12 protein-coding genes and 8 pseudogenes are annotated in these 20,072 nt (G+C 54.8%); 18 read left to right on the top strand and 2 right to left on the bottom strand.

What is annotated here, in order from left to right; genetic code table 11:
* Positions 1 to 9 precede the first annotated feature (9 nt).
* The 5 genes and pseudogenes from uvrB to FDY98_RS11770 all read left to right on the top strand — a co-directional run bounded on the left by uvrB (position 10) and on the right by FDY98_RS11770 (position 7,035).
* A pseudogene (uvrB, locus tag FDY98_RS11750) lies at positions 10 to 2,020 on the top strand (excinuclease ABC subunit UvrB).
* A 4-nt stretch (positions 2,021 to 2,024) separates the two neighbouring features.
* Positions 2,025 to 2,846, top strand: coding sequence for an endonuclease VIII (gene nei / locus FDY98_RS11755; protein ID WP_027959410.1), 822 nt, complete (start codon positions 2,025 to 2,027; stop codon positions 2,844 to 2,846).
* Between the two features lie 190 nt (positions 2,847 to 3,036).
* Positions 3,037 to 4,541: pseudogene (locus FDY98_RS11760) on the top strand (fumarate hydratase).
* A 92-nt stretch (positions 4,542 to 4,633) separates the two neighbouring features.
* Positions 4,634 to 6,055, top strand: coding sequence for a cardiolipin synthase (gene cls / locus FDY98_RS11765; RefSeq protein WP_027959411.1), 1,422 nt, complete (start codon positions 4,634 to 4,636; stop codon positions 6,053 to 6,055).
* A gap of 62 nt (positions 6,056 to 6,117) precedes the next feature.
* Positions 6,118 to 7,035 (top strand): LysR substrate-binding domain-containing protein, encoded by a 918-nt coding sequence (locus FDY98_RS11770; protein WP_009286686.1) that lies wholly within the window; start codon positions 6,118 to 6,120, stop codon positions 7,033 to 7,035.
* A gap of 17 nt (positions 7,036 to 7,052) precedes the next feature.
* On the opposite strand, the pseudogene FDY98_RS11775 reads toward FDY98_RS11770, so the two are convergent.
* A pseudogene (locus tag FDY98_RS11775) lies at positions 7,053 to 8,134 on the bottom strand (bifunctional nicotinamide-nucleotide adenylyltransferase/Nudix hydroxylase).
* A gap of 144 nt (positions 8,135 to 8,278) precedes the next feature.
* On the opposite strand from FDY98_RS11775, the pseudogene FDY98_RS11780 reads away from it, so the two are divergent.
* Both FDY98_RS11780 and FDY98_RS11785 read left to right on the top strand, forming a co-directional pair.
* A pseudogene (locus FDY98_RS11780) lies at positions 8,279 to 8,970 on the top strand (YihY/virulence factor BrkB family protein).
* A 231-nt stretch (positions 8,971 to 9,201) separates the two neighbouring features.
* Positions 9,202 to 9,473 (top strand): annotated as a pseudogene (locus FDY98_RS11785) (acylphosphatase).
* Between the two features lie 35 nt (positions 9,474 to 9,508).
* On the opposite strand, the gene FDY98_RS11790 reads toward FDY98_RS11785, so the two are convergent.
* Entirely contained in the window at positions 9,509 to 10,450 is a 942-nt protein-coding gene (locus FDY98_RS11790; RefSeq protein WP_027959415.1) for a D-2-hydroxyacid dehydrogenase, read from the bottom strand.
* A 296-nt stretch (positions 10,451 to 10,746) separates the two neighbouring features.
* On the opposite strand from FDY98_RS11790, the gene FDY98_RS11795 reads away from it, so the two are divergent.
* The 11 genes and pseudogenes from FDY98_RS11795 to pal all read left to right on the top strand — a co-directional run bounded on the left by FDY98_RS11795 (position 10,747) and on the right by pal (position 20,042).
* Complete coding sequence (locus FDY98_RS11795) at positions 10,747 to 11,046, top strand: FmdB family zinc ribbon protein (protein ID WP_027959416.1); 300 nt, start codon at positions 10,747 to 10,749, stop codon at positions 11,044 to 11,046.
* A 65-nt stretch (positions 11,047 to 11,111) separates the two neighbouring features.
* Positions 11,112 to 12,892: pseudogene (aspS, locus tag FDY98_RS11800) on the top strand (aspartate--tRNA ligase).
* A gap of 79 nt (positions 12,893 to 12,971) precedes the next feature.
* Positions 12,972 to 13,534 (top strand): annotated as a pseudogene (gene ruvC / locus FDY98_RS11805) (crossover junction endodeoxyribonuclease RuvC).
* Between the two features lie 105 nt (positions 13,535 to 13,639).
* Positions 13,640 to 14,248: a Holliday junction branch migration protein RuvA gene (gene ruvA, locus FDY98_RS11810; RefSeq protein ID WP_009286690.1), complete on the top strand. Its 609-nt coding sequence runs from the start codon at positions 13,640 to 13,642 to the stop codon at positions 14,246 to 14,248.
* Between the two features lie 86 nt (positions 14,249 to 14,334).
* Positions 14,335 to 15,372 carry a Holliday junction branch migration DNA helicase RuvB gene (gene ruvB, locus FDY98_RS11815; RefSeq protein ID WP_009286691.1) on the top strand — a complete coding sequence of 346 codons (1,038 nt, stop codon included), beginning with the start codon at positions 14,335 to 14,337 and terminating at the stop codon, positions 15,370 to 15,372.
* A gap of 44 nt (positions 15,373 to 15,416) precedes the next feature.
* Positions 15,417 to 15,782 (top strand): tol-pal system-associated acyl-CoA thioesterase, encoded by a 366-nt coding sequence (gene ybgC, locus FDY98_RS11820; protein WP_051051927.1) that lies wholly within the window; start codon positions 15,417 to 15,419, stop codon positions 15,780 to 15,782.
* A gap of 58 nt (positions 15,783 to 15,840) precedes the next feature.
* Entirely contained in the window at positions 15,841 to 16,536 is a 696-nt protein-coding gene (gene tolQ, locus FDY98_RS11825; RefSeq protein ID WP_007114222.1) for a protein TolQ, read from the top strand.
* An 11-nt stretch (positions 16,537 to 16,547) separates the two neighbouring features.
* Positions 16,548 to 16,984, top strand: a pseudogene (gene tolR, locus FDY98_RS11830) (protein TolR).
* A 16-nt stretch (positions 16,985 to 17,000) separates the two neighbouring features.
* On the top strand, positions 17,001 to 18,170 hold the full coding sequence (gene tolA, locus FDY98_RS11835; RefSeq protein WP_232778990.1) for a cell envelope integrity protein TolA: 1,170 nt from the start codon (positions 17,001 to 17,003) through the stop codon (positions 18,168 to 18,170).
* A complete protein-coding gene (tolB, locus tag FDY98_RS11840) occupies positions 18,170 to 19,462 on the top strand; it encodes a Tol-Pal system beta propeller repeat protein TolB (protein ID WP_035537371.1) in 1,293 nt (430 codons plus the stop codon). Before tolA ends, tolB begins: the two co-directional genes overlap by 1 nt.
* Before the next feature lie 40 nt (positions 19,463 to 19,502).
* Entirely contained in the window at positions 19,503 to 20,042 is a 540-nt protein-coding gene (pal, locus tag FDY98_RS11845; protein WP_027959419.1) for a peptidoglycan-associated lipoprotein Pal, read from the top strand.
* Positions 20,043 to 20,072: the final 30 nt, after the last annotated feature.

The raw sequence follows: 20,072 nt of genomic DNA on the forward strand, positions 1-20,072 counted from the left end.
GGAGCACCGATGAGCAAAGCCTTTCGATTGCAGTCAAAATTTCAGCCCGCTGGCGACCAGCCTGCTGCTATTAAAGGGCTGATTAGTGGCCTGGAATCTGGGCTTGCTCACCAAACGCTGCTTGGCGTGACCGGGTCGGGCAAAACCTTCACCATGGCCAATGTTGTGGAACAACAGCAGCGCCCGACCATCGTGATGGCGCCGAATAAGACCCTGGCTGCCCAGTTGTATGGCGAATTCAAGGCGTTTTTCCCGGATAACGCCGTAGAGTATTTCGTCTCCTACTACGACTACTACCAGCCGGAAGCCTATGTGCCTTCCTCGGATACCTTTATCGAGAAAGATGCCTCGATAAACGACCATATCGAGCAGATGCGGCTTTCGGCCACCAAGGCACTGCTAGAAAGGCGCGATGCGCTGATTGTGGTATCAGTGTCAGCGATTTACGGCTTGGGTGACCCCGACCAATACTTAAAGATGCGTCTGCACTTCACTCGCGGCGAGTTGATTGACCAGCGCGCTTTCCTGCGGCGCTTGGCCGAGCTTCAGTACACTCGTAATGATATGGATTTCCGCCGCGGTACTTACCGGGTGCGCGGCGATGTGATCGATATCTTTCCTGCCGACTCTGACGAGGAGGCGGTGCGGGTAGAGCTGTTTGACAGCGAAATCGACACTATCCGACTGTTTGATCCGCTCACCGGCGCTGTCCGCGGGGAGGTGCCAAGGATGACTATCTATCCAAAATCGCACTACGTCACCCCCCGGGAAACGATTCTGGGCGCCATTGATGCCATTAAAGAGGAGCTCAAAGAGCGACTGGAGTGGATGCGTAAGCATGAACGGCTGGTAGAAGCACAGCGTCTTGAGCAGCGCACACTTTACGATATTGAGATGATGCTGGAGCTGGGTTACTGCAACGGTATCGAAAACTACTCCCGCTACCTCTCTGGGCGTGCCCCCGGCGAGCCACCGCCTACTTTCTTGATTACCTGCCCGATGACGCCTGCTATTTATCGACGAGTCCCACGTCAGCGTGCCCCAGGTAGGTGGTATGTACAAAGGCGACCGTTCGCGTAAAGAGACCCTAGTCGAGTATGGTTTCCGGTTGCCTTCGGCGTTGGATAACCGGCCCATGAAGTTTGAAGAGTGGGAGGCCATTTCACCACAAATCTTTGTTTCCGCAACCCCAGGCCGCTATGAGGGGGAGCACGCAAGCCAGACCGTTGAGCAGGTGGTGCTCCCACCGGGCTGCTGGATCCGAAATCGAAGTGCGTCCGGCCAGTACCCAGTCGACGATCTTCTTCGGAATCGGCTTGCGCACTGCGGTAGGCGAGCGAGTACTGGTGACCACGCTAACCAAGCGTATGGCGGAAGACTGACCGAGTATTTGATGAGCACGGCATTCGGTGCGCTACTTACATTCGGATATCGACACCGTCGAGCGGGTTGAGATTATTCGCGATTTACGCCTGGGCAATTTGATGTGTTGGTGGGTATCAACCTGCTGCGCGAAGGCCTGGATATTCCCGAAGTGTCGCTGGTGGCGATTCTCGACGCCGATAAAGAGGGCTTTCTGCGTGCCGAGCGCTCGCTGATACAGACCATTGGCCGTGCTGCCCGTAACGCCCACGGCAAGGCGATTCTTTACGGTGATCGGATTACTGACTCGATGCGCAAGGCGATTGATGAAACCGAGCGTCGTCGCGCCAAGCAGACCGAACACAACCTAGAACACGGTATTACGCCAACAACGGTTACCCGCTCAGTGGCCGATATCCTTGAAGCCGCCCAGGCGCCGGGCAAGAAGAGCAGTCGCCGCCGTGGCAATGAGCGCAAGGTGGCGGAAAGCGCCGCCGAGTATGATGTCACCACGATGAGCAAGCAAGATCTGCTGGGCGCTATCAGTAAGCTCGAAGACGCCATGTTTGAGGCAGCACAAAATCTGGAGTTCGAAGAGGCGGCTCGGCTTCGCGACCAGCTCCATCAAATGAAAGACAAACAGCTGGCGCTGGGCTAGCGGTATGCCAGAAGGCCCAGAAATTCGCCGCGCGGCGGATCGTATTGAGCAGCAGATAGGTGGACGGGTGATCGACGATGCCTGGTTCGCCTTTCCAGAACTTGCCGAGCAGGCAGCCTCATTTATTGGTGTTCGGGTTGCCCGAGTAGATACCTGGGGTAAAGCAATGCTGGTCCGGTTTGCCGATCAGCGTGTGCTTTATTCCCACAACCAACTTTATGGTGTTTGGAAGCTGCATAGCGAGGATAAGCCGCCTAATACCAAGCGAGCGCTGCGGGTTCGATTGAGCGCAGAAGGGCACTGCGCCAGCCTCTATAGCGCCTCCGATATTTCCCTCTGGCACGCAGAAACTCTCACCGAGCATCCTTTCTTAGCCCGCCTAGGCCCTGATTTGTTGAGTCAAGACGTGGCTCCCTCCGATGTGCAGCAGCGGCTGAATTTAAAGCAGTTTCATAAACGCAGCCTGGGGGCACTGCTGCTCGATCAGGGGTTGGTCGCCGGGCTGGGCAACTATTTGCGCTCTGAAATCCTTTTTTTCTCCCAGCTTCCGCCAAGCGCTCGACCGGTGGATTTAACCCCAGAACAGCAGCAAACTCTGGCTGACTGCATCATTGATGTTACCCGGCAAGCCTACCAAGCCGCAGGTGTTACTAATCGTGAGGCCTGGATTGCTCAGGCTAAAGCAGCGGGTGAGCCGCGCAGGCAGTGGCGTTTTGCGGTTTTCGAGCGAGCAGGGCTAGAGTGCCACCGCTGTGGAACGGTGATTGAGCGTACAATGGTTGGGTCGCGAAGGCTCTATTTATGCCCATATTGTCAGGCGGCGTGAGTAGGGTTATACCGTTATCTTGCTTAAGAGATACCATCGACTAAAGCCCTAACCATAGTAGTCAGATAGGTGCCAGGGATTGCTGCTGCGTAAGTGCCAATACGGTATACTGGTAGCACGCTAAGACGGCACCTCCGCGAGCGCGGAAGGAAAGCCGCTGACTAGACGATAACCTAGGAGCTATTAGTCCATGACCGTGATTCGCCAGGACGACGTTATTCAAAGCGTTGCCGATGCTCTGCAGTACATCTCTTACTACCATCCTAAAGATTTCATCGACGCCATGGCCGCCGCCTATGAGCGCGAAGAGAACCCTGCCGCCAAAGACGCCATCGCACAGATTTTGATTAACTCACGCATGTGCGCCACCGGGCATCGTCCAATCTGTCAGGACACTGGCATCGTCACCGTATTCGTTCACGTGGGCATGAACGTTACCTGGGAAGCGGACATGAGCCTGGACGACATGATTAACGAAGGTGTTCGTCGCGCTTATTTGCTCCCCGATAATATCCTGCGCGCCTCGGTGCTGGCGGATCCCGACGGCAAGCGTGCCAATACCAAAGACAACACCCCGGCGATTATTCACCACTCGATTGTGCCCGGCGATACGGTCGATATTCACGTAGCGGCGAAGGGCGGTGGTAGCGAAGCAAAATCCAAGTTCGCCATGCTGAATCCCTCCGACAGTGTGGTTGATTGGGTGATGGAGCAGCTTCCGAAGATGGGCGCTGGCTGGTGTCCACCCGGGATGCTGGGGATTGGCATCGGCGGCACCGCCGAAAAGGCCATGCTGATTGCCAAAGAAGCGCTACTCGATCCTATCAATATTCAGGATCTACAGGCCGTGGCCCCAGCAACCGTGCCGAAGAGCTGCGTTTAGAACTGTTTGACAAGGTCAACAAGAGCGGTATCGGTGCCCAGGGGTTAGGCGGCTTAACCACTGTGCTGGATATTAAAGTCAAAGACTATCCAACCCATGCAGCCAACAAGCCCGTCGCGATTATTCCCAACTGTGCGGCGACCCGTCATGCCCATTTCACGCTTGACGGCTCTGGCCCCGCGGTACTTGAGCCGCCGAAGCTTGAGGATTGGCCGGAAATCACTCGCGAGGCGGGTGAAAACGTCAAACGTGTCAATCTTGATACGGTGACGCCTGAGGAGGTTAAAACCTGGCAGCCTGGTGATACGCTGCTGTTGAACGGTAAGCTGCTCACGGGGCGCGATGCTGCTCATAAGCGCATGGTCGATATGCTGGCCAAAGGCGAGCCGCTGCCCGTGGATATGAAAGGTCGCTTTATCTACTACGTGGGCCCGGTTGATCCCATTGGTGACGAAGTCGTTGGCCCCGCTGGCCCAACGACCGCCACGCGGATGGATAAATTTACCCGCACTATGCTGGAAGAGACTGGCCTGTTAGGCATGGTCGGCAAAGCAGAGCGTGGCCAAGCCGCTATTGATGCTATCCGTGACAATGAAGCGGTGTACTTAATGGCGGTCGGTGGGTCGGCTTATCTGGTCGCTCAAGCGATTAAAAAATCGCGGGTAGTGGGCTTCGAAGACTTAGGTATGGAAGCAATCTATGAGTTTGAGGTTGAAGATATGCCGGTGACCGTCGCCGTTGATAGCCTGGGCACATCGGTACATCAAACCGGGCCTGCGAAGTGGAAAGAGATTATTGCCCAATCGGCGTAATGGAGTGGTAAGGTTGATTAGGCTTTAGACGCATAAGGGCCTCGCTGACGGCGAGGCCTTGTTCTATGTGAGGGCTTTATAAGGACGTGACTATGACCTCCTGGTTGCTAGGGACCAGCATCTTACTGATACACCTGCTTGGCATCGTTTCAGCCATTATGGCGCTGATGTCCAGTCGCACCTCCCAGGGTGCCGTGGCATGGATCATCTCGCTGCTGACGTTCCCTTATGTCGCGCTTCCAGCGTACTGGTTTTTCGGGCGGCCAAGGTTTTATGGCTATGTATCTGCCCGCGGTCAGCGGGACACCGTTCTACGCCGGGTTCTAGTGCGTTACCGGGCTAATGTTCAACCCTACGTTGCGCCCTCTACCAATGCCGATATTCAGGCGGTCGAACAGCTTGCCATGATGCCGCTAACCCATGGCAATCAAGCCACACTGCTGATTGATGGGCCAGCAACGTTTGAAAGCCTGTTTGATGGTATTGACCGTGCGGAACAGTATGCGTTGGTGCAGTTCTTCATTGTTCGTAACGACGCCCTCGGCCAACGTTTGAAGCACCATTTACAGCGCGCTGCCCGGCGCGGCGTGAGGGCCTATTTTCTTTACGATGAAGTGGGTAGCCGCAAGTTAGCCGATAGCTACCTCAATGATTTAATCAGCGATGGGGTGGCCGTCAGTGCCTTCCGTTCATCGCGAGGCTTTAAACACCGTTTTCAGCTTAACTTCCGTAACCATCGCAAGGTAACGGTAATAGACGGCAAGGAGGGCTGGATAGGGGGCTTTAATGTCGGGGTCGAATATCTCGGCGAAAATCCGCGGCACGGGCCTTGGCGTGATACTCATCTCAAACTTGAAGGGCCCAGCGTGCTGGGCTTGCAGGAAGCATTTTGGGAGGATTGGCACTGGGCGACGGATGAAGTGATTAGCTTGAACTGGATGGCCGACACGTCATCCTCTGCCACCGACCATCATGTGGTGATTGTGCCTTCTGGGCCCGCCGATCGTCAGGACACCGCCAGCCTGCTCGTCCAGCAGGTCATTCATAGCGCCAAGCAGCGGCTGTGGGTGACTAGCCCCTATTTCGTCCCTGACCAGGGAGTTCAGGATGCGCTGCGGCTTGCAGCGATGCGCGGCGTCGACGTTCGGGTGATGATTCCGGAGCGCCCCGATCACTTGTTGGTTTTCCTCTCTGCGTTTTCATTTCTGCCCGATATGCTAAGAGCAGGAGTTAAAATATACCGTTATCTCCCCGGTTTTTTACATCAAAAAGTCATGCTGGTGGATAACGAAGCAGCCACGGTAGGGACAGTCAATTTGGATAATCGCTCATTTCGGTTAAATTTTGAGATTACCGCGTTTATTCCAAGTCGTGATTTTGCTACCAGCGTTGAGGCAATGCTGGAAAAAGACTTTGCTCACTGTCGGCGTGTCACCATCGATGAAATTAACCAGCGCCCGGTATGGATGAAAGTCGTTTCGCGGGCGGCCTATTTAATGGCCCCGGTTCAATAGATACGTCAGCCTAAAAGGAAAATCGAGATGCTCAAACGCAGGGTGAGACAAGGAGTCATGGGGTGAATCTTGAAACAAAATGGCTGGAAGATTTTGTAGCGCTAGCCAATACGCGCAGCTTCTCTGCGTCAGCACGCCAGCGACACGTGACCCAGCCGGCCTTTAGTCGCCGTATTCGCGCGTTGGAGCAGGCCGTTGATGTCACCCTGGTGGATCGTTCAACCACCCCCGTAGGGTTAACGCCCGAAGGGCAGCTGTTTTTGGTTACTGCGCGCAATTTGGTCGAGCAATTAAACGAATCGCTTAGCCATTTGCGCGGTCTCTCTATCGCCAATGAGGCGCTGGATATTGTCGCGGCGCACTCCTTGGCATTGAGTTTTTATCCGCCTTGGATCTCCCGCCTGCAGCAAGGCTTGGGCGAGCTGCCGACCCGCTTGGTGGCCATGAATGTGGGCGAGGCAATACATGTGCTGCGAGAGGGCAACTGCGATCTGATGCTCGCCTACTACGACCCTTTTGCAACTATGCAGCTCGATGCCGAGGTGTTTCCCTCGTTTTCGATTGGTAAGGTCAATATGTTGCCCGTTTCGTTACCCGACGAGCATGGCAAAGCAAAATTTTCACTCCAGCACGACACTTCCATTCCCTATCTTTCGTACACTCAAGGGGCCTTTTTAGGGCGCAGTGTGCGCATGCTACTGAAAAATGATCCGCTACGAATGAAGCTGCGTACGGTATATGAAACGGCCATGGCTGAAGGCCTGAAAGGAATGGTATTACAGGGCGTTGGGGTGGCGTGGATACCCGATTTTTGTATTCGTGAAGAGCTGAAAAGTGGCCGTTTGGTGAGGGCGGGCGACCCTAGCTGGGATATCCCCCTGGAAATCCGCTTATATCGCTGCTCAATGGTGCATAAGCCCGGCGTAGAGCGTTTATGGCGGCAGATGATGAAGCTGCCGCGGGATTTCCTACAAGCATAGCGCTCGTCAGTGAGCGTTTAGCTACTGCCAAAATCGGCGGGTAGCCCTAAAAAGTTCTGAATGATGAAGAAGTGATCTTCAAACAGGCTGTCGGGCTCGAGATCGGCGAGCGCTACCCAGCGCGCATGATCACCGCCTTTAACAGGCTTCAGGCGTGGCAGCTGCTGATCGGGGCGTAGCGCAAAATAGAAAGCTTCCGCCAAGGTGCGCCCGCGCCAGCTGCGGTGGGGTTCATCAAACAGGCGTTGCCCACGCAGCGAGCCTTTGAGTACAGGCTCAGGAACCTTTAAGCGAATGCGTTCGCGAAGTTCACGCAAGCAAGCATCCAGCAGCCGTTCATGGGGGTTAATAAACCCTCCCGGCAGGGCATAAAGGCCTTTGCCCGGTGCCGCCGTGCGTCGTACCAGCAGCACATGGCCTGACTGCACGACCACTGCGTTGACCGTGACAAAAATAGGCGGGTAGGGCGCGTGAGCCCAGGCCTGACGGTACTGATCCAACAACTGCTGCTCTTCGATCAGGCGCTGATAGGCGCCCTCATTGCAAAAGTGTTTGACGCTCTCCACCACCCCTGGCGGTAAATCGTGGTAAGCGCCGGTACTCAGGTAGTCATTCGTTGAGCTCGGCGAGCGAAATAGTCGCTCACGTATTTGGCTGGCTGAAATCCCCTCCACCGACGGCACGCTGGCAGACTCCCACTGAGGAAACAGTGAAAGGTAGTAGCTTGACTGGCCGCGGCTGGCTCCGATCAAGCCAATACGTGGTAGGCGAGCATTGGCAGGTGCAGCTAAATCGCGCACTTTGCGCTGCACATCGCGCACCCAAACATCGTCGTTATAGAGGGCGTCGAGTAGCGGGGTGATCTCCAAGCGTTGATTATCGGCGTCGTCAAATCCCGCGCGAAGCATGGCTTGTCGTTCGTCGAATCGCCAGGGGTTACGCAGTGAGCGAGCCTGCCAAGAAGAGCCTACAACACAATGACCTGCGTGCGCGTTGAGCGCTTCACGAATGACGCGAGATGCCCCAGATGTGGCGGCTGAAAACGGCCAATAAACACCAAACAGTCGAAATCGCAGGCAGTGAGCGCGCGAAGTATCAGTGGCCATCCAAGCTTCCTTTTTCGTTTGGTGAACTCAGAGATGCAACCTACCACTGCGCTAAACGCTGTGGTTAGGTATGCTAGAAAAATAGGATGTTGATAACGCTTATAAAAAGCCCGTTACCCAGAGCACAGGGAGTGAATATGATTAAACGCGCCGCTATCTTTTGGTGGAAAGTAGTCCAAGACGCCACGTCACTATGGTTGGAGCGTAATGCCTTTAGCTACGCAGGTTCGCTAGCGTTCTATACACTTTTCTCATTGGCGCCTACCATTATTATCGCTGTCACAGTTATCGGTGTCGTGATGGGAGAAGAGGCGGTCAGGGACAATTGTAGCGCAACTGCAAGGTACCTTAGGGGTGACGCAGCTGTCGCTATTCAAGACGCCGTCGCTCAATCCAGGATTGAGGAGTCGGGTATCCTGCCAACGCTATTGGGCGTAGGAGCCCTGGTGATTGGTGCAACAACGTTTCGCCAGATGCAATTTTCGCTCAATACCATTTGGGGCGTAACGGCAAAGCCCACTTCTAATAGCGCTTTACGCTTTCTTAAAAGTCGATTGCTATCGTTAACAGTGGTGCTCTCCATCGGATTATACTGATGGTATCGCTGGTATTAGGTGTCGTTTTGCGCGGTATGCTCCAGGCCGCCGATAATTTGGTGCCTTATGCCAGCTTGCTGACAACGTCAGTTGAGTCGCTGGTCTCGCTGGCTGTCGTTACCTTACTATTTGCCACCATTTTTAAAGTGCTTCCCGACGTTGTGTTGCGCTGGCAAGATGTGTTGATTGGTGCTGTCGTCACTGCCGTACTGTTACTATTGGGCGCAGTGTAATCGCGATTTACCTGGCGTATACGGCTACAGCATCTACCTATGGTGCCGCGGGTCGGTGGTCATGATTTTGCTCTGGGTCTACTACATTCACTAATATTGCTGTTTGGGGCGGCGTTCACCCGCTCATGCTGTTACGCCGTGGCCGCCCGCTGATCTTCGTAACAGTGCAGTGATTGTCAACGTGAGTTTGTTTAACACTCCGTTCAGAAGCGCCAAGGTAAGGAGGTAAGTATGAGTGATTGCTGTGTACGTGCCCTGGTAACCGTAAGGTGCAGGTGTTGGTATCGCCGTGCCACCAAGAGAAAGCTCTTCAGCACAGTATCACCGGCTATGCCAAAAACTTGCCCGATGGCCGGGTTGAAGTGTTGATGTGTGGTCACTCCGACGCAGTCAAGCTGCTAAGCGAATGGCTATGGCAGGGCTCAGAAGGTGCACAAGTTACCCATGTAGAGCTCGAGGTGCTGGATAACTGCCGCGCCCCGAGCCACTTTGCCACCCAGTAAGGTCTTTTAGGAATCTCTGGTTCGTCGGCAAGTTTCTATTGGGCGCCCTTCCATTCAAGAATATTGTTAGCTGTCAGGCTAACAATATTCTGGCGCGCTTCTGGTGTAATCCAGGCGTTGTGAGGCGTGACAATTAAGTTTAGCGGCTCGCTGAGTGCATCCAGCAGTGGGTGCCCATCTCTGGGTGGTTCAGTGGGCAGTACATCAACGCCTAATCCACCCAGCTTGCCGCTACGCAGCGCCTCTAACGCTGCCACTTCATCGATAACTCCGCCGCGGGCGCAGTTGACCAGTAGCAGTGAGTTCTTGGCGCGCGTTAAGCGCTCCCGATTGATCAAGTGCTTGGTGGCCTCGCTCAACGGGCAGTGCAGGCTGATAACATCGGCATCGGGAAGCAGGTCGTCCAGGGCAGGGCGCTTATCATTAGCTTCGTTGCCGGGGCGGGCGGCGAAGGTGACTTGCATGCCAAAGGCTTCCGCCAAGCGTGCTACTTCGGTACCTAACTCGCCTTGTCCGACCATCACTAGCTGTTTACCTGCCAGTTGGAGCGTTGGGTAATCCTGCAAACAGAAGAAGGCGCTACGCTGCCACTCGCCTGCGGCGACATCGCGCTGATATTGGGGAAGACGATTGGCTAACGCGAGCATGAGCATCAAAGTGTGTTGGGAAACGCTGGCAGTGCCGTAAGCCGCGACGTTTTTAACGTCAATGTTGTGTTCTTTTGCGCTTTCAAGATCGATATTATTGAGACCTGTCGCCAATACGCATATTAGCCGCAGTTTTGGCAGTTGCTGCAGCGTTTCGGCGTCCAGCACTACCTTGTTCACGATCGCTACATCGGCGTTAGCAAGGCGTTCCCGCGCTTGTTGCGTGGTACTCTGCTCAAACACCTCAAGGTTTGAAACCGTCTCTTTAATGGCGGCCAAATTGATCTCGGGGCCGAGACTTTGCGCATCCAGTATCACCGCATGGGGCATTTTCTTCTCTCCATTAACCGCAGGGGGCTGTATAACCTTGCTCGTCAGGGGGCACAAAAGGGTATAATGGCGGCGCTTTATCAACCGCAGCCTTGGAATTTACCCCGACTGGCCACATATTGCAGCCTGGCAGCGTTTGTGTTCGCCATTGTTCTTTCTTTTCAGAACGAGTCTTTTAGATAGAACTGGATTTGTCAGAGCTGGGTCTTTAGAGCTGAGCCTTTAGAGCTGGGTCTTTAGAATCAGGCCTGTCAGAACTAAGCTTGTCAGGGTTGAGCTTATTAGGAGTCATTAAGATGCCCATCTATGAATATGAGTGCAAGGCCTGCGGCCATCGCATGGAAAAATTGCAGAAAATTAGCGCCGATCCTCTCAAGGATTGCCCTGCATGCCAAAGTGATGGCTTGGAACGGCTTGTCTCGGCAGCGGGATTCCGTTTGGCTGGCGGCGGTTGGTACGAAACTGATTTCAAAACGGGTAGCAAAAAGAACCTGGCCGCTGATGGCAAAACTGCCTCTGCAGATGCCGGTAAATCAAGCGATTCCAGCGCTACCGCTAAGAGCGTTACTCCCAAAGACAAGGGCGCCGCGGCATAGCCGCGGCAGTCAGGGTCGGGACGCCCGCGACACACTCATTGCCACGTAACAGAACAGGATTTGACATGCGCAGCCATTATTGCGGCCAGCTAAACGAAACTTTGGTGGATCAAACGGTTACGGTATGCGGATGGGTTCATCGCCGCCGTGACCACGGTGGGGTAATTTTCCTCGATATGCGCGATCGCGACGGCATCGCACAGTTCGTGGTCGACCCTGATACCGCCGAGGCATTCGCTAATGCCGACCGTGCCCGCAGTGAATTTGTCCTGCGTATCACTGGTCGCGTTCGGCTGCGCCCAGAAGGCACCCAAACGCCAACATGCCGACGGGTATGATTGAAGTGTTGGCAAAAGACGTTGAAGTGCTCAACACCGCCGTTACCCCGCCATTCCAGCTGGATGAGCATGGCAAGGTTGGCGAAGAAGTGCGCTTAAAGCATCGCTACATCGATCTGCGTCGCCCGGATATGATCGAGAAGCTGCGTCTGCGCTCGCGTATTTCTCATAACGTGCGCGCGTACCTCGAAAACCAAGGCTTCCTGGATATCGAAACGCCGGTACTCACCCGCGCTACGCCAGAGGGTGCTCGTGATTACCTGGTGCCTAGCCGTACCCACGCGGGTAGTTTCTTTGCACTGCCTCAGTCGCCGCAACTGTTTAAGCAGCTGTTGATGGTGGCGGGTTTTGACCGCTACTACCAAATTGCCAAGTGCTTCCGCGATGAAGACCTGCGCGCCGACCGTCAGCCTGAGTTCACCCAGATTGATATCGAGGCGTCGTTTGTGGAAGAGAACGACATCATGGGCATTACCGAAGCCATGATTCGTCAGCTTTTCCAGGACGTGCTAAAAGCCGAACTCCCTGAGTTCCCGCGCATGACCTGGCAGGAAGCGATGGATCGCTTCGGTTCCGATAAGCCGGATCTGCGTATCCCGCTGGAACTGACCGATGTCGACGACCTGATGCAGCAAGTCGATTTCAAAGTCTTCTCTGGCCCCGCCAGCGCGGATGATGGTCGCGTAGCGGCGCTGAAAGTACCCGGTGGCGCCAAGCTATCGCGCAAAGAGATCGACGAATATACCAAGTTTGTCGGCATCTACGGCGCCAAAGGCTTGGCGTGGATCAAGGTCAACGAGCGCGCCAAAGGGCTTGAAGGTCTGCAGTCTCCGATCGTCAAGTTTATGGAAAACATCGTTGAAGAGCTGCTCGACCGCGTGGGCGCAGAAGATGGTGACATCATCTTCTTCGGTGCCGATAAAGCCCGTATCGTTAACGAAGCCATTGGCGCGCTGCGCGTCAAGCTCGGTGCTGATCTGGAGCTCTATACTCAAGAGTGGGCGCCACTGTGGGTAGTCGACTTCCCAATGTTTGAAGCCGACGACAGTGGTCGCCTGAGCCCGCTGCACCACCCCTTTACCGCGCCTTCCTGCACACCGGAAGAGCTCAAGGCAGACCCCGCCAATGCGCTTTCACGCGCTTACGATATGGTGCTCAACGGTACCGAATTGGGCGGCGGCTCTATTCGTATCCACGATCAGACCATGCAGAGCACGGTGTTTGAGATTCTAGGCATCGGTGAAGAAGAAGCCCAAGAGAAATTTGGCTTCCTGCTGGATGCACTTCAGTATGGTGCACCGCCTCATGGTGGCTTAGCCTTTGGCTTGGATCGCTTGGTCATGCTGATGGTCGGTGCCAAAACTATTCGTGAAGTCATCGCCTTCCCGAAAACCCAAAGCGCTGCCTGTTTGATGACCAATGCACCGGGCGAAGTCAGCCCCGAGCAGTTGAAAGATTTGAACATCCGCCTACGTCAGAAAGTCAAAGCGGAACCCGCCGCCGAATAAATCGGTTTGGATGGCTGCTCAACACCGACGCCACGGCGTCGGTGTTTTTGTATGTTCTAGTCACACGAGTATCGACGCCATGGAAGAGCAAAAGCCCGTCGTACCCATTCGCATTTTGGGCATAGACCCTGGCTCCCGGGTAACCGGTTACGGGGTGATCGACATTATTGGCGTTAAACCCTGCTACGTAGCGAGTGGCTGTATCCGCACGGCAGAAGGGGCCTTGGAGCAGCGCTTGGCGCAAATTTACGCCGGTCTTAGCGAAGTCGTCGGCCTGCATCGACCCTCCCAGGTGGCCATTGAGCGGGTATTTATGGCCAAAAATCCCGATTCAGCGCTGAAGCTTGGCCAGGCTCGGGGGCGGCAATGGTGTGTATGGCCAATCATGGCTTGAGCCTTGCCGAGTACGCCGCGCGGCAGATCAAGCAGGCGGTGACCGGCCAGGGCGGCGCGGACAAAGAGCAGGTGCAGCATATGGTGACCGCCATTCTGCAGCTCTCCGCTACTCCCCAGGCCGATGCCGCCGACGCGTTAGCCATTGCGTTAACCCATGCTTATAACGGCTCTGTGTTTAGCAGCCATGGCTTGCCCGCTGCGCCATCTCGGGGCCGCCGTCGCTCAACTGGACGCTGGCGGCTTTAATTCCCGCTGTACCGCTGGCTGAACTACTGGTCACCTGTACAGAGTCGCTTTATAGTAATCACCTGTTTTTCACTCTATTTTTTTCATTCCGGTGCGAGCGTATTTATGATTGGACGTCTGAGTGGTCAGCTAGTGGCAAAGCAACCTCCCTGGATTGTGATCGACGTTCATGGCGTAGGTTACGAACTAGAAACCTCAATGAATACGCTGGTCGCACTTCCTGCGATTAACGAGAGCGTCTCATTATTCACCCATTTAACCATTCGTGATGATGCCCACTTACTCTATGGCTTCGGCCGTGAGCATGAACGTGCTCTGTTCCGCGCCTTGATCAAGGTCAATGGCGTAGGGCCCAAGCTTGCACTCGCCATCCTGTCGGGTATGGACGAAGACGCCTTTATGCGCTGCGTCCGTGATGACGACAGCAAAGCGCTGACAACCCTGCCAGGAGTGGGTAAGAAAACCGCAGAGCGGCTGATTATTGAAATGCGCGACCGTTTTCCCGAGTGGGAAGATGGCAGCGACGCGCTATTGCCCCTTGAAGCCACCAATGGCCGTGCTTCTACCCGCGATAGTCTTGCCGATGCGGAAGCCGCGTTAGTTAGCTTGGGGTATAAACTGACTGAGGCGTCGAAAATGCTCGCCGATATTGACCCCAATCAGTCTACCGAAGCGCTGATTAAAGCCGCGCTCACCCAGCGCATGGGTGGCTAAGCAGGCAGCGGTGTGAGTACGAAATTGTGGGTAGTGGATAGACCTTTGTGAATAGACCTTTTGAATCGCCATAAAGAAGAGCACCTATGTTAGAACACGATCGGCTGATCGCCGCTGAGCCTGAACAGGGGGAGGGGCGCATTGATTACGCGATTCGCCCCAAGCGGCTGGATGACTATATTGGCCAGCCGCGTGTGCGTGAACAACTGGAAATCTTTATCGGCGCCGCGCGGCTGCGTGAAGAGAGCCTGGATCACACTCTGGTATTTGGCCCCCCAGGGTTAGGTAAAACGACCCTTGCGCATATTATTGCCACCGAGATGGGCGTCGGTATGAAGTCGACTTCCGGGCCGGTACTCGAGCGGGCAGGCGATCTAGCCGCCATGCTGACTAATTTAGAGCCTGGCGACGTACTCTTTATCGATGAAATTCATCGCCTGTCACCGGTGGTCGAAGAAGTGCTCTACCCGGCCATGGAAGATTTTCAGCTCGATATTATGATTGGCGAAGGGCCTGCGGCACGTTCGATTAAACTGGATCTTCCCCGCTTCACCCTGGTGGGCGCCACGACCCGGGCAGGATTATTGACCTCCCCGCTGCGTGACCGATTTGGTATCGTGCAGCGGCTTGAGTTTTATAACCTGGAAGAGCTAACAGAAATTGTCTCGCGTTCAGCGCGCTTGTTAGGCGTTGAAACCAGCCATGATGGCGCCATTGAAGTGGCCAGGCGTTCAAGGGGCACGCCGCGAATTGCCAACCGACTGCTACGCCGGGTGCGGGATTACGCCGAAATGAAAGGTAACGGCGTCGTCGATGTCGCCATGGCTGATGCGGCTCTCAATATGCTTAATGTGGATCACCACGGCTTGGATCATATGGATCGGCGGCTACTGCTGGCCATGATCGATAAATTTGACGGTGGGCCGGTGGGTATTGACTCACTCGCCGCGGCGATCAGTGAAGAACGTGACACGATCGAAGACGTTATTGAGCCCTATCTTATTCAGCAGGGCTTGATGATGCGCACTCCCCGCGGCCGGGTGGCCACCCGCCAGGCGTGGCTGCACTTTGAGCGCGTGCCCCACGCACAGGCAACCGATATGGAAGGAGAGCGCCGTCCGTGAGTAGCTGCACAAGAGAAGGTTATCGACTGCCGCTGCGCGTTTATATGGAAGATACTGACGCAGGCGGCATTGTCTACTACGTTAACTACTTGAAGTTTATGGAGCGTGCGCGTAGTGAATGGCTCCGCCAGTTGGGCCTGAATCAGCAAACGCTGCTAGACGAAGGTACACAGCTAGTGGTATACCGCTTGGCCTGTCACTACGCGAAACCGGCTTACTTGGATGACGCGTTGGAAATTAGTGCTCACGTTACCAACGTTGGGCGCTGTCGGATGACATTTGAACAGCAGGTTTGGCGTAATGAGGAACTCCTATGCTCTGCCACAGTCGAGATAGCCTGCTTGAGCACCGAACGTTTACGGCCAAAAGCATGGCCAGCATCGCTTAAAGTTTTGACCCAGGCCTCTTAACCAAGAGGTCACTCACTGCGTCGGCAATCCCGACCCTAATAGATTGATGAGGGCACCTGTGAACGATAACACCATGTCCATTCCCCATTTGATAATGAATGCCAGTACTGTAGTGCAACTGGTAATGCTGCTGCTACTGGTGGGGTCGATCCTCTCTTGGGTAGTGATTTTTCAGCGCAGTATTGCGCTGGGCCGCGCCAAGAAAGAGTACAACCAATTTGAGGAGTCTTTTTGGTCAGGTGTCGACTTAAACGAACTCTATCGTGAGATTCCTGCCGATGACCCGCGCCACGGCGCCGAGCATATTTTTCAAGCTGGTTTTCGTGAATTTAACCGTTTGATGCCTAAAACCCGTGACCCGGATACCGTGCTGGAAGGCGTTCAGCGTAGCATGCGCGTAGCGTGGTCTCGGGAAGAGGATCGCTTAACCCAGCATTTAGTGTTTCTTGCCACGGTAGCCTCAGCTAGCCCCTATATCGGCTTGTTCGGCACTGTATGGGGCATCATGGGGTCGTTTCAGGCACTATCACTGACTCAGCAAGCGACCCTTGCTACGGTGGCTCCCTGGATTGCTGAAGCGCTCATTGCCACAGCCATGGGTCTATTTGCGGCGATTCCAGCGGTGATTTTCTATAACCGCCTATCCAACTCGTCTTCTCGCCTGCTGGGCAAATATGAAGACTTTGCCGAAGAGTTTCACGCTATCCTGCACCGCAATTTGCAAGGTCGTGACGGCAAACCGAGCGCCAGCTAAGGGAGAGAGCCATGCAAGGACCATTCAATCGTAGCGGCAAAAGCAAGCCAATGGCGGAGATTAACGTCGTCCCTTTCATTGACATCATGCTGGTACTGCTGGTGGTCTTTATGATCACCGCGCCCATGTTGACCCAGGGCGTACAAGTTGAGTTGCCGCAAGTCACCTCTCAGCCCATTGATATCCAGGAGGATAATGATCCGATCATTATCTCGGTTGATAGCGACGGTGGGTACTTCATCACGCTTGGGAAGACTCCACGTCGGTGTCGCTGGATGAGATGTCCTCACGAGTGACAACGATTATAGAGCGTCGCCCAGGCACACCGGTAATGGTACGCGGCGACCGTAATGTGGCCTACGGTCAGATTGTCGTCTTGATGAGCACTCTGCAAGGCGCTGGCGTGGCTAATGTGGGGCTGCTATCTGAGCCGTCAAAAGATGGGTAAGGGCAAGGCGCAGCACATGGCACTGAAATCCCCGCGCGATCCTCAAGACGTCGGCTATAAGTGGCCGACTGTTCTGGCGATAGGTGTGCACGTAGCGATTGTAGCGTTTAGCTTGATCAGCCTGCCTAATCGAGACGCAGAACCTGACAGCTCCTCGATCGTACAGGCAACGCTGGTAAGCACCGAAACCTTTACCGACCAGGCGCAGCAAGCAACGGAAGAGCAGGCGGCGATGAATGCGCCTGCTGAAGCCCCCACCGAGCCTGATGCACCGGAAGAGCCTTCAGCTAGTGAACAGCAGGCCGCAGCCGAGCAGCAAGCCGCAGAAGAAGCCACCCAACAGGCGGCGGAAGCCGAGGCGCAGGCGCTAGAAGAAGCACGTGCGGCTGCGGAAGCTGAGGCCCAACGTAGAGCTGAAGAAGCGGCTGAGCAGGCCGAACAGCAGGCTGCTGAAGCGGCTGAACGTGAAGCCGAAGCGGAAGCTGCCGCAAAGCGCCAGCGTGAAGTGGAAGAGGCACAACGCCAGCAGGAAGCCGCCGAGCAGCAGCAACGCGAAGAGGCAGAAGCAGAACGCCAGCGCGAAGCCGAAGAACAGCAGCGCCGTGAAGCGGAAGAAGCCGAGCGTCAGCGCGAAGCTGAAGAGCAGCAGCGCCGTGAAGCGGAGGAGGCTGAACGCCAACGCGAAGCTGAAGAACAGCGATTGCGTGAGCAAGAGGAGGCTCAGCGAGAGCGAGAGGCCGAAGCACAGCGTCAGCGTGAAGCCGAAGAGCAGCAGCGTCGTGAAGCAGAAGCTGAGCGCCAACGCCAAGCCGCAGAAGCTGCCGAGGCGGCTATGCAGCGCCAACTGGACGGTGAGGCCGAAGCAGCTGCCAATGCCCAGCAGGCTGAGCAGGCTGCAAATAATTTCAGCAACATAATGAAACGAGCTATTGAACAAGCCTGGATAATTCCTGGTGGATCAAGTGATAGTATGCGGGCTTCTGTCAATGTGCGTCTGGGGCCTTCGGGGGAGGTATTATTAGTAAACGTAACATCATCGAGTGGCGATAGTGCCTTTGATCAATCCATTATTCAGGCGGTTGAGCAAGCGGCACCGTTTTCTGAGCTACTACAATTATCAGAAGATCAACAGCGTGAAATCCGACGCAATATCACTTTGAACTTTTCCCCAGGGGGAGTCCGTTGATGCAAACTCAAGTGTTAAAGAAATTTTGGTTATTGTGCTTGCTGTTCACTTTTAGCAGTGTGGCAAGTGCTAACTTAACCATTGAGATCACGCGGGGCAGCGATCAAGCGCTGCCGATTGGTGTCGTGCCGTTTGCCGGTTCAGACGGCCTGCCCGAAGATGTAGCACAGATTGTTCAAGATGACCTTGAACGCAGTGGCTATTTTGCCCCCTTGGCGCGCAGCGCTATGTTTGAGCAGCCTAGCCAATCTGACGATGTGCAGTTCGGTACCTGGCGTTCGCTGGACGTGCGCTATCTGGTCGTCGGCCAGGCAGAACAAACTGACGGTGGCTTTGAACTACAGTTTGAACTGATGGATATCAGTGGTCAGCGTCGAATGATCGGTGAAACCGTGACAGTGAGGGGTAATGACCTGCGCGGTGCAGCACACTATATCAGCGATCAAATTTTTGAAGAGATTACTGATATCCGCGGCGCGTTCTCCACCAAAATTGCTTATGTCACGGCCCAAGGTATCGGTGACGATATGCAGTTTGGTCTGTACGTTGCAGACGCCGATGGCCGCCGTAGTGAGCAGGTATTGACCTCTGATGAACCGATCATGTCACCGGCGTGGTCGCCCGACGGCACCAAGCTCGCCTATGTCTCCTTTGAGACTGAGCGTCCGGCGATCTATATCCAGGATGTGGCGACGGGCCAGCGCGTGCAGGCGACCTCCTTCGATGGCATTAACGGCGCGCCAGCATGGTCACCGGATGGGCGGCGTATCGCCATGTCACTGTCTAAAGATGGCCAGCCTGAAATTTACATTATGGATGTTGCCAACCGTTCAGTAGAACGTATTACCAATAACAACAGTATTGATACGGAGCCCGCTTGGGCGCCGGATGGACGCAGCCTGTTGTTTACCTCTGATCGTAGCGGCGGCCCCCAGCTCTATCAATATACACTGGGTGGCGGAGAGGCCCAGCGCCTGACATTTACCGGTAATTATAATGCGCGTGGCCGCTTCTCGCCGGATGGCGAGCAAATATTCTTGATCCATCGCTCTAGCCGTGGTTATCAAGTAGCAAGGCAAGACCTAAGCGGTGACCGCTTAGTGGTATTGAGTGAATCAACAAGAGATGAATCTCCTAGTGTTGCGCCGAACGGGACCATGGTAATCTTCGCTACCCAGCAGGGTAACAGTGGGGTACTAAGTGCTGTTTCTGCCGATGGTCGCTCTTCATTCAGGCTGCCGTCAGCACAAGGCGATGTTCGTGATCCAGCTTGGTCACCCTTCTTAAATTGATTAACATCAAAATTTCAGTTTTCAGGCAAGGAGTCTGATTATGCAACTTAAACCGTTGGCTCGCTCATTAGCAGCAGCGCTATCTATCGTGGTAATCGCTGGCTGTTCCAGCACCGGCGGAACCCAAGACGGTGACTCGTACGGTAGCCAGGATGGCAGCACGACTGGGTCTAGCACCTCGGGTACAGGCACGGGTAGTCAGTATGGTTCCACCTCTGGTTCAGGCGCTGGTCAGCAGGCTGATTCACGCATCCCAGAAGTACGCACCATCTATTTCGATTACGACCGCGATACAATTAAGAGCGAGTACGAATCCGTGGTAATGGCTCATGCGCGCTATCTGCGTGCTAACCCGAACGCTCAAGTGGTACTCCACGGGCATACTGATGAACGCGGTACCCGTGAATACAACATGGCGCTAGGGGAGCGTCGTGCTAATGCGGTAGAACGCTTCTTGAATATTCAGGGCGTCTCTTCTTCACAAATGAGCGTGGTTAGCTATGGTGAAGAGCGTCCGGCTGTCAATGGCCAAGACGAGAGCGCTTACGCTCAGAACCGCCGTGTTGTATTTAACTACTGAGCATTTAACGATTGAATGCTTAACCACTGA

The sequence above is a fragment of the Halomonas sp. PA16-9 genome, from assembly GCF_009728585.1.
GTDB lineage: Bacteria > Pseudomonadota > Gammaproteobacteria > Pseudomonadales > Halomonadaceae > Vreelandella > Vreelandella titanicae.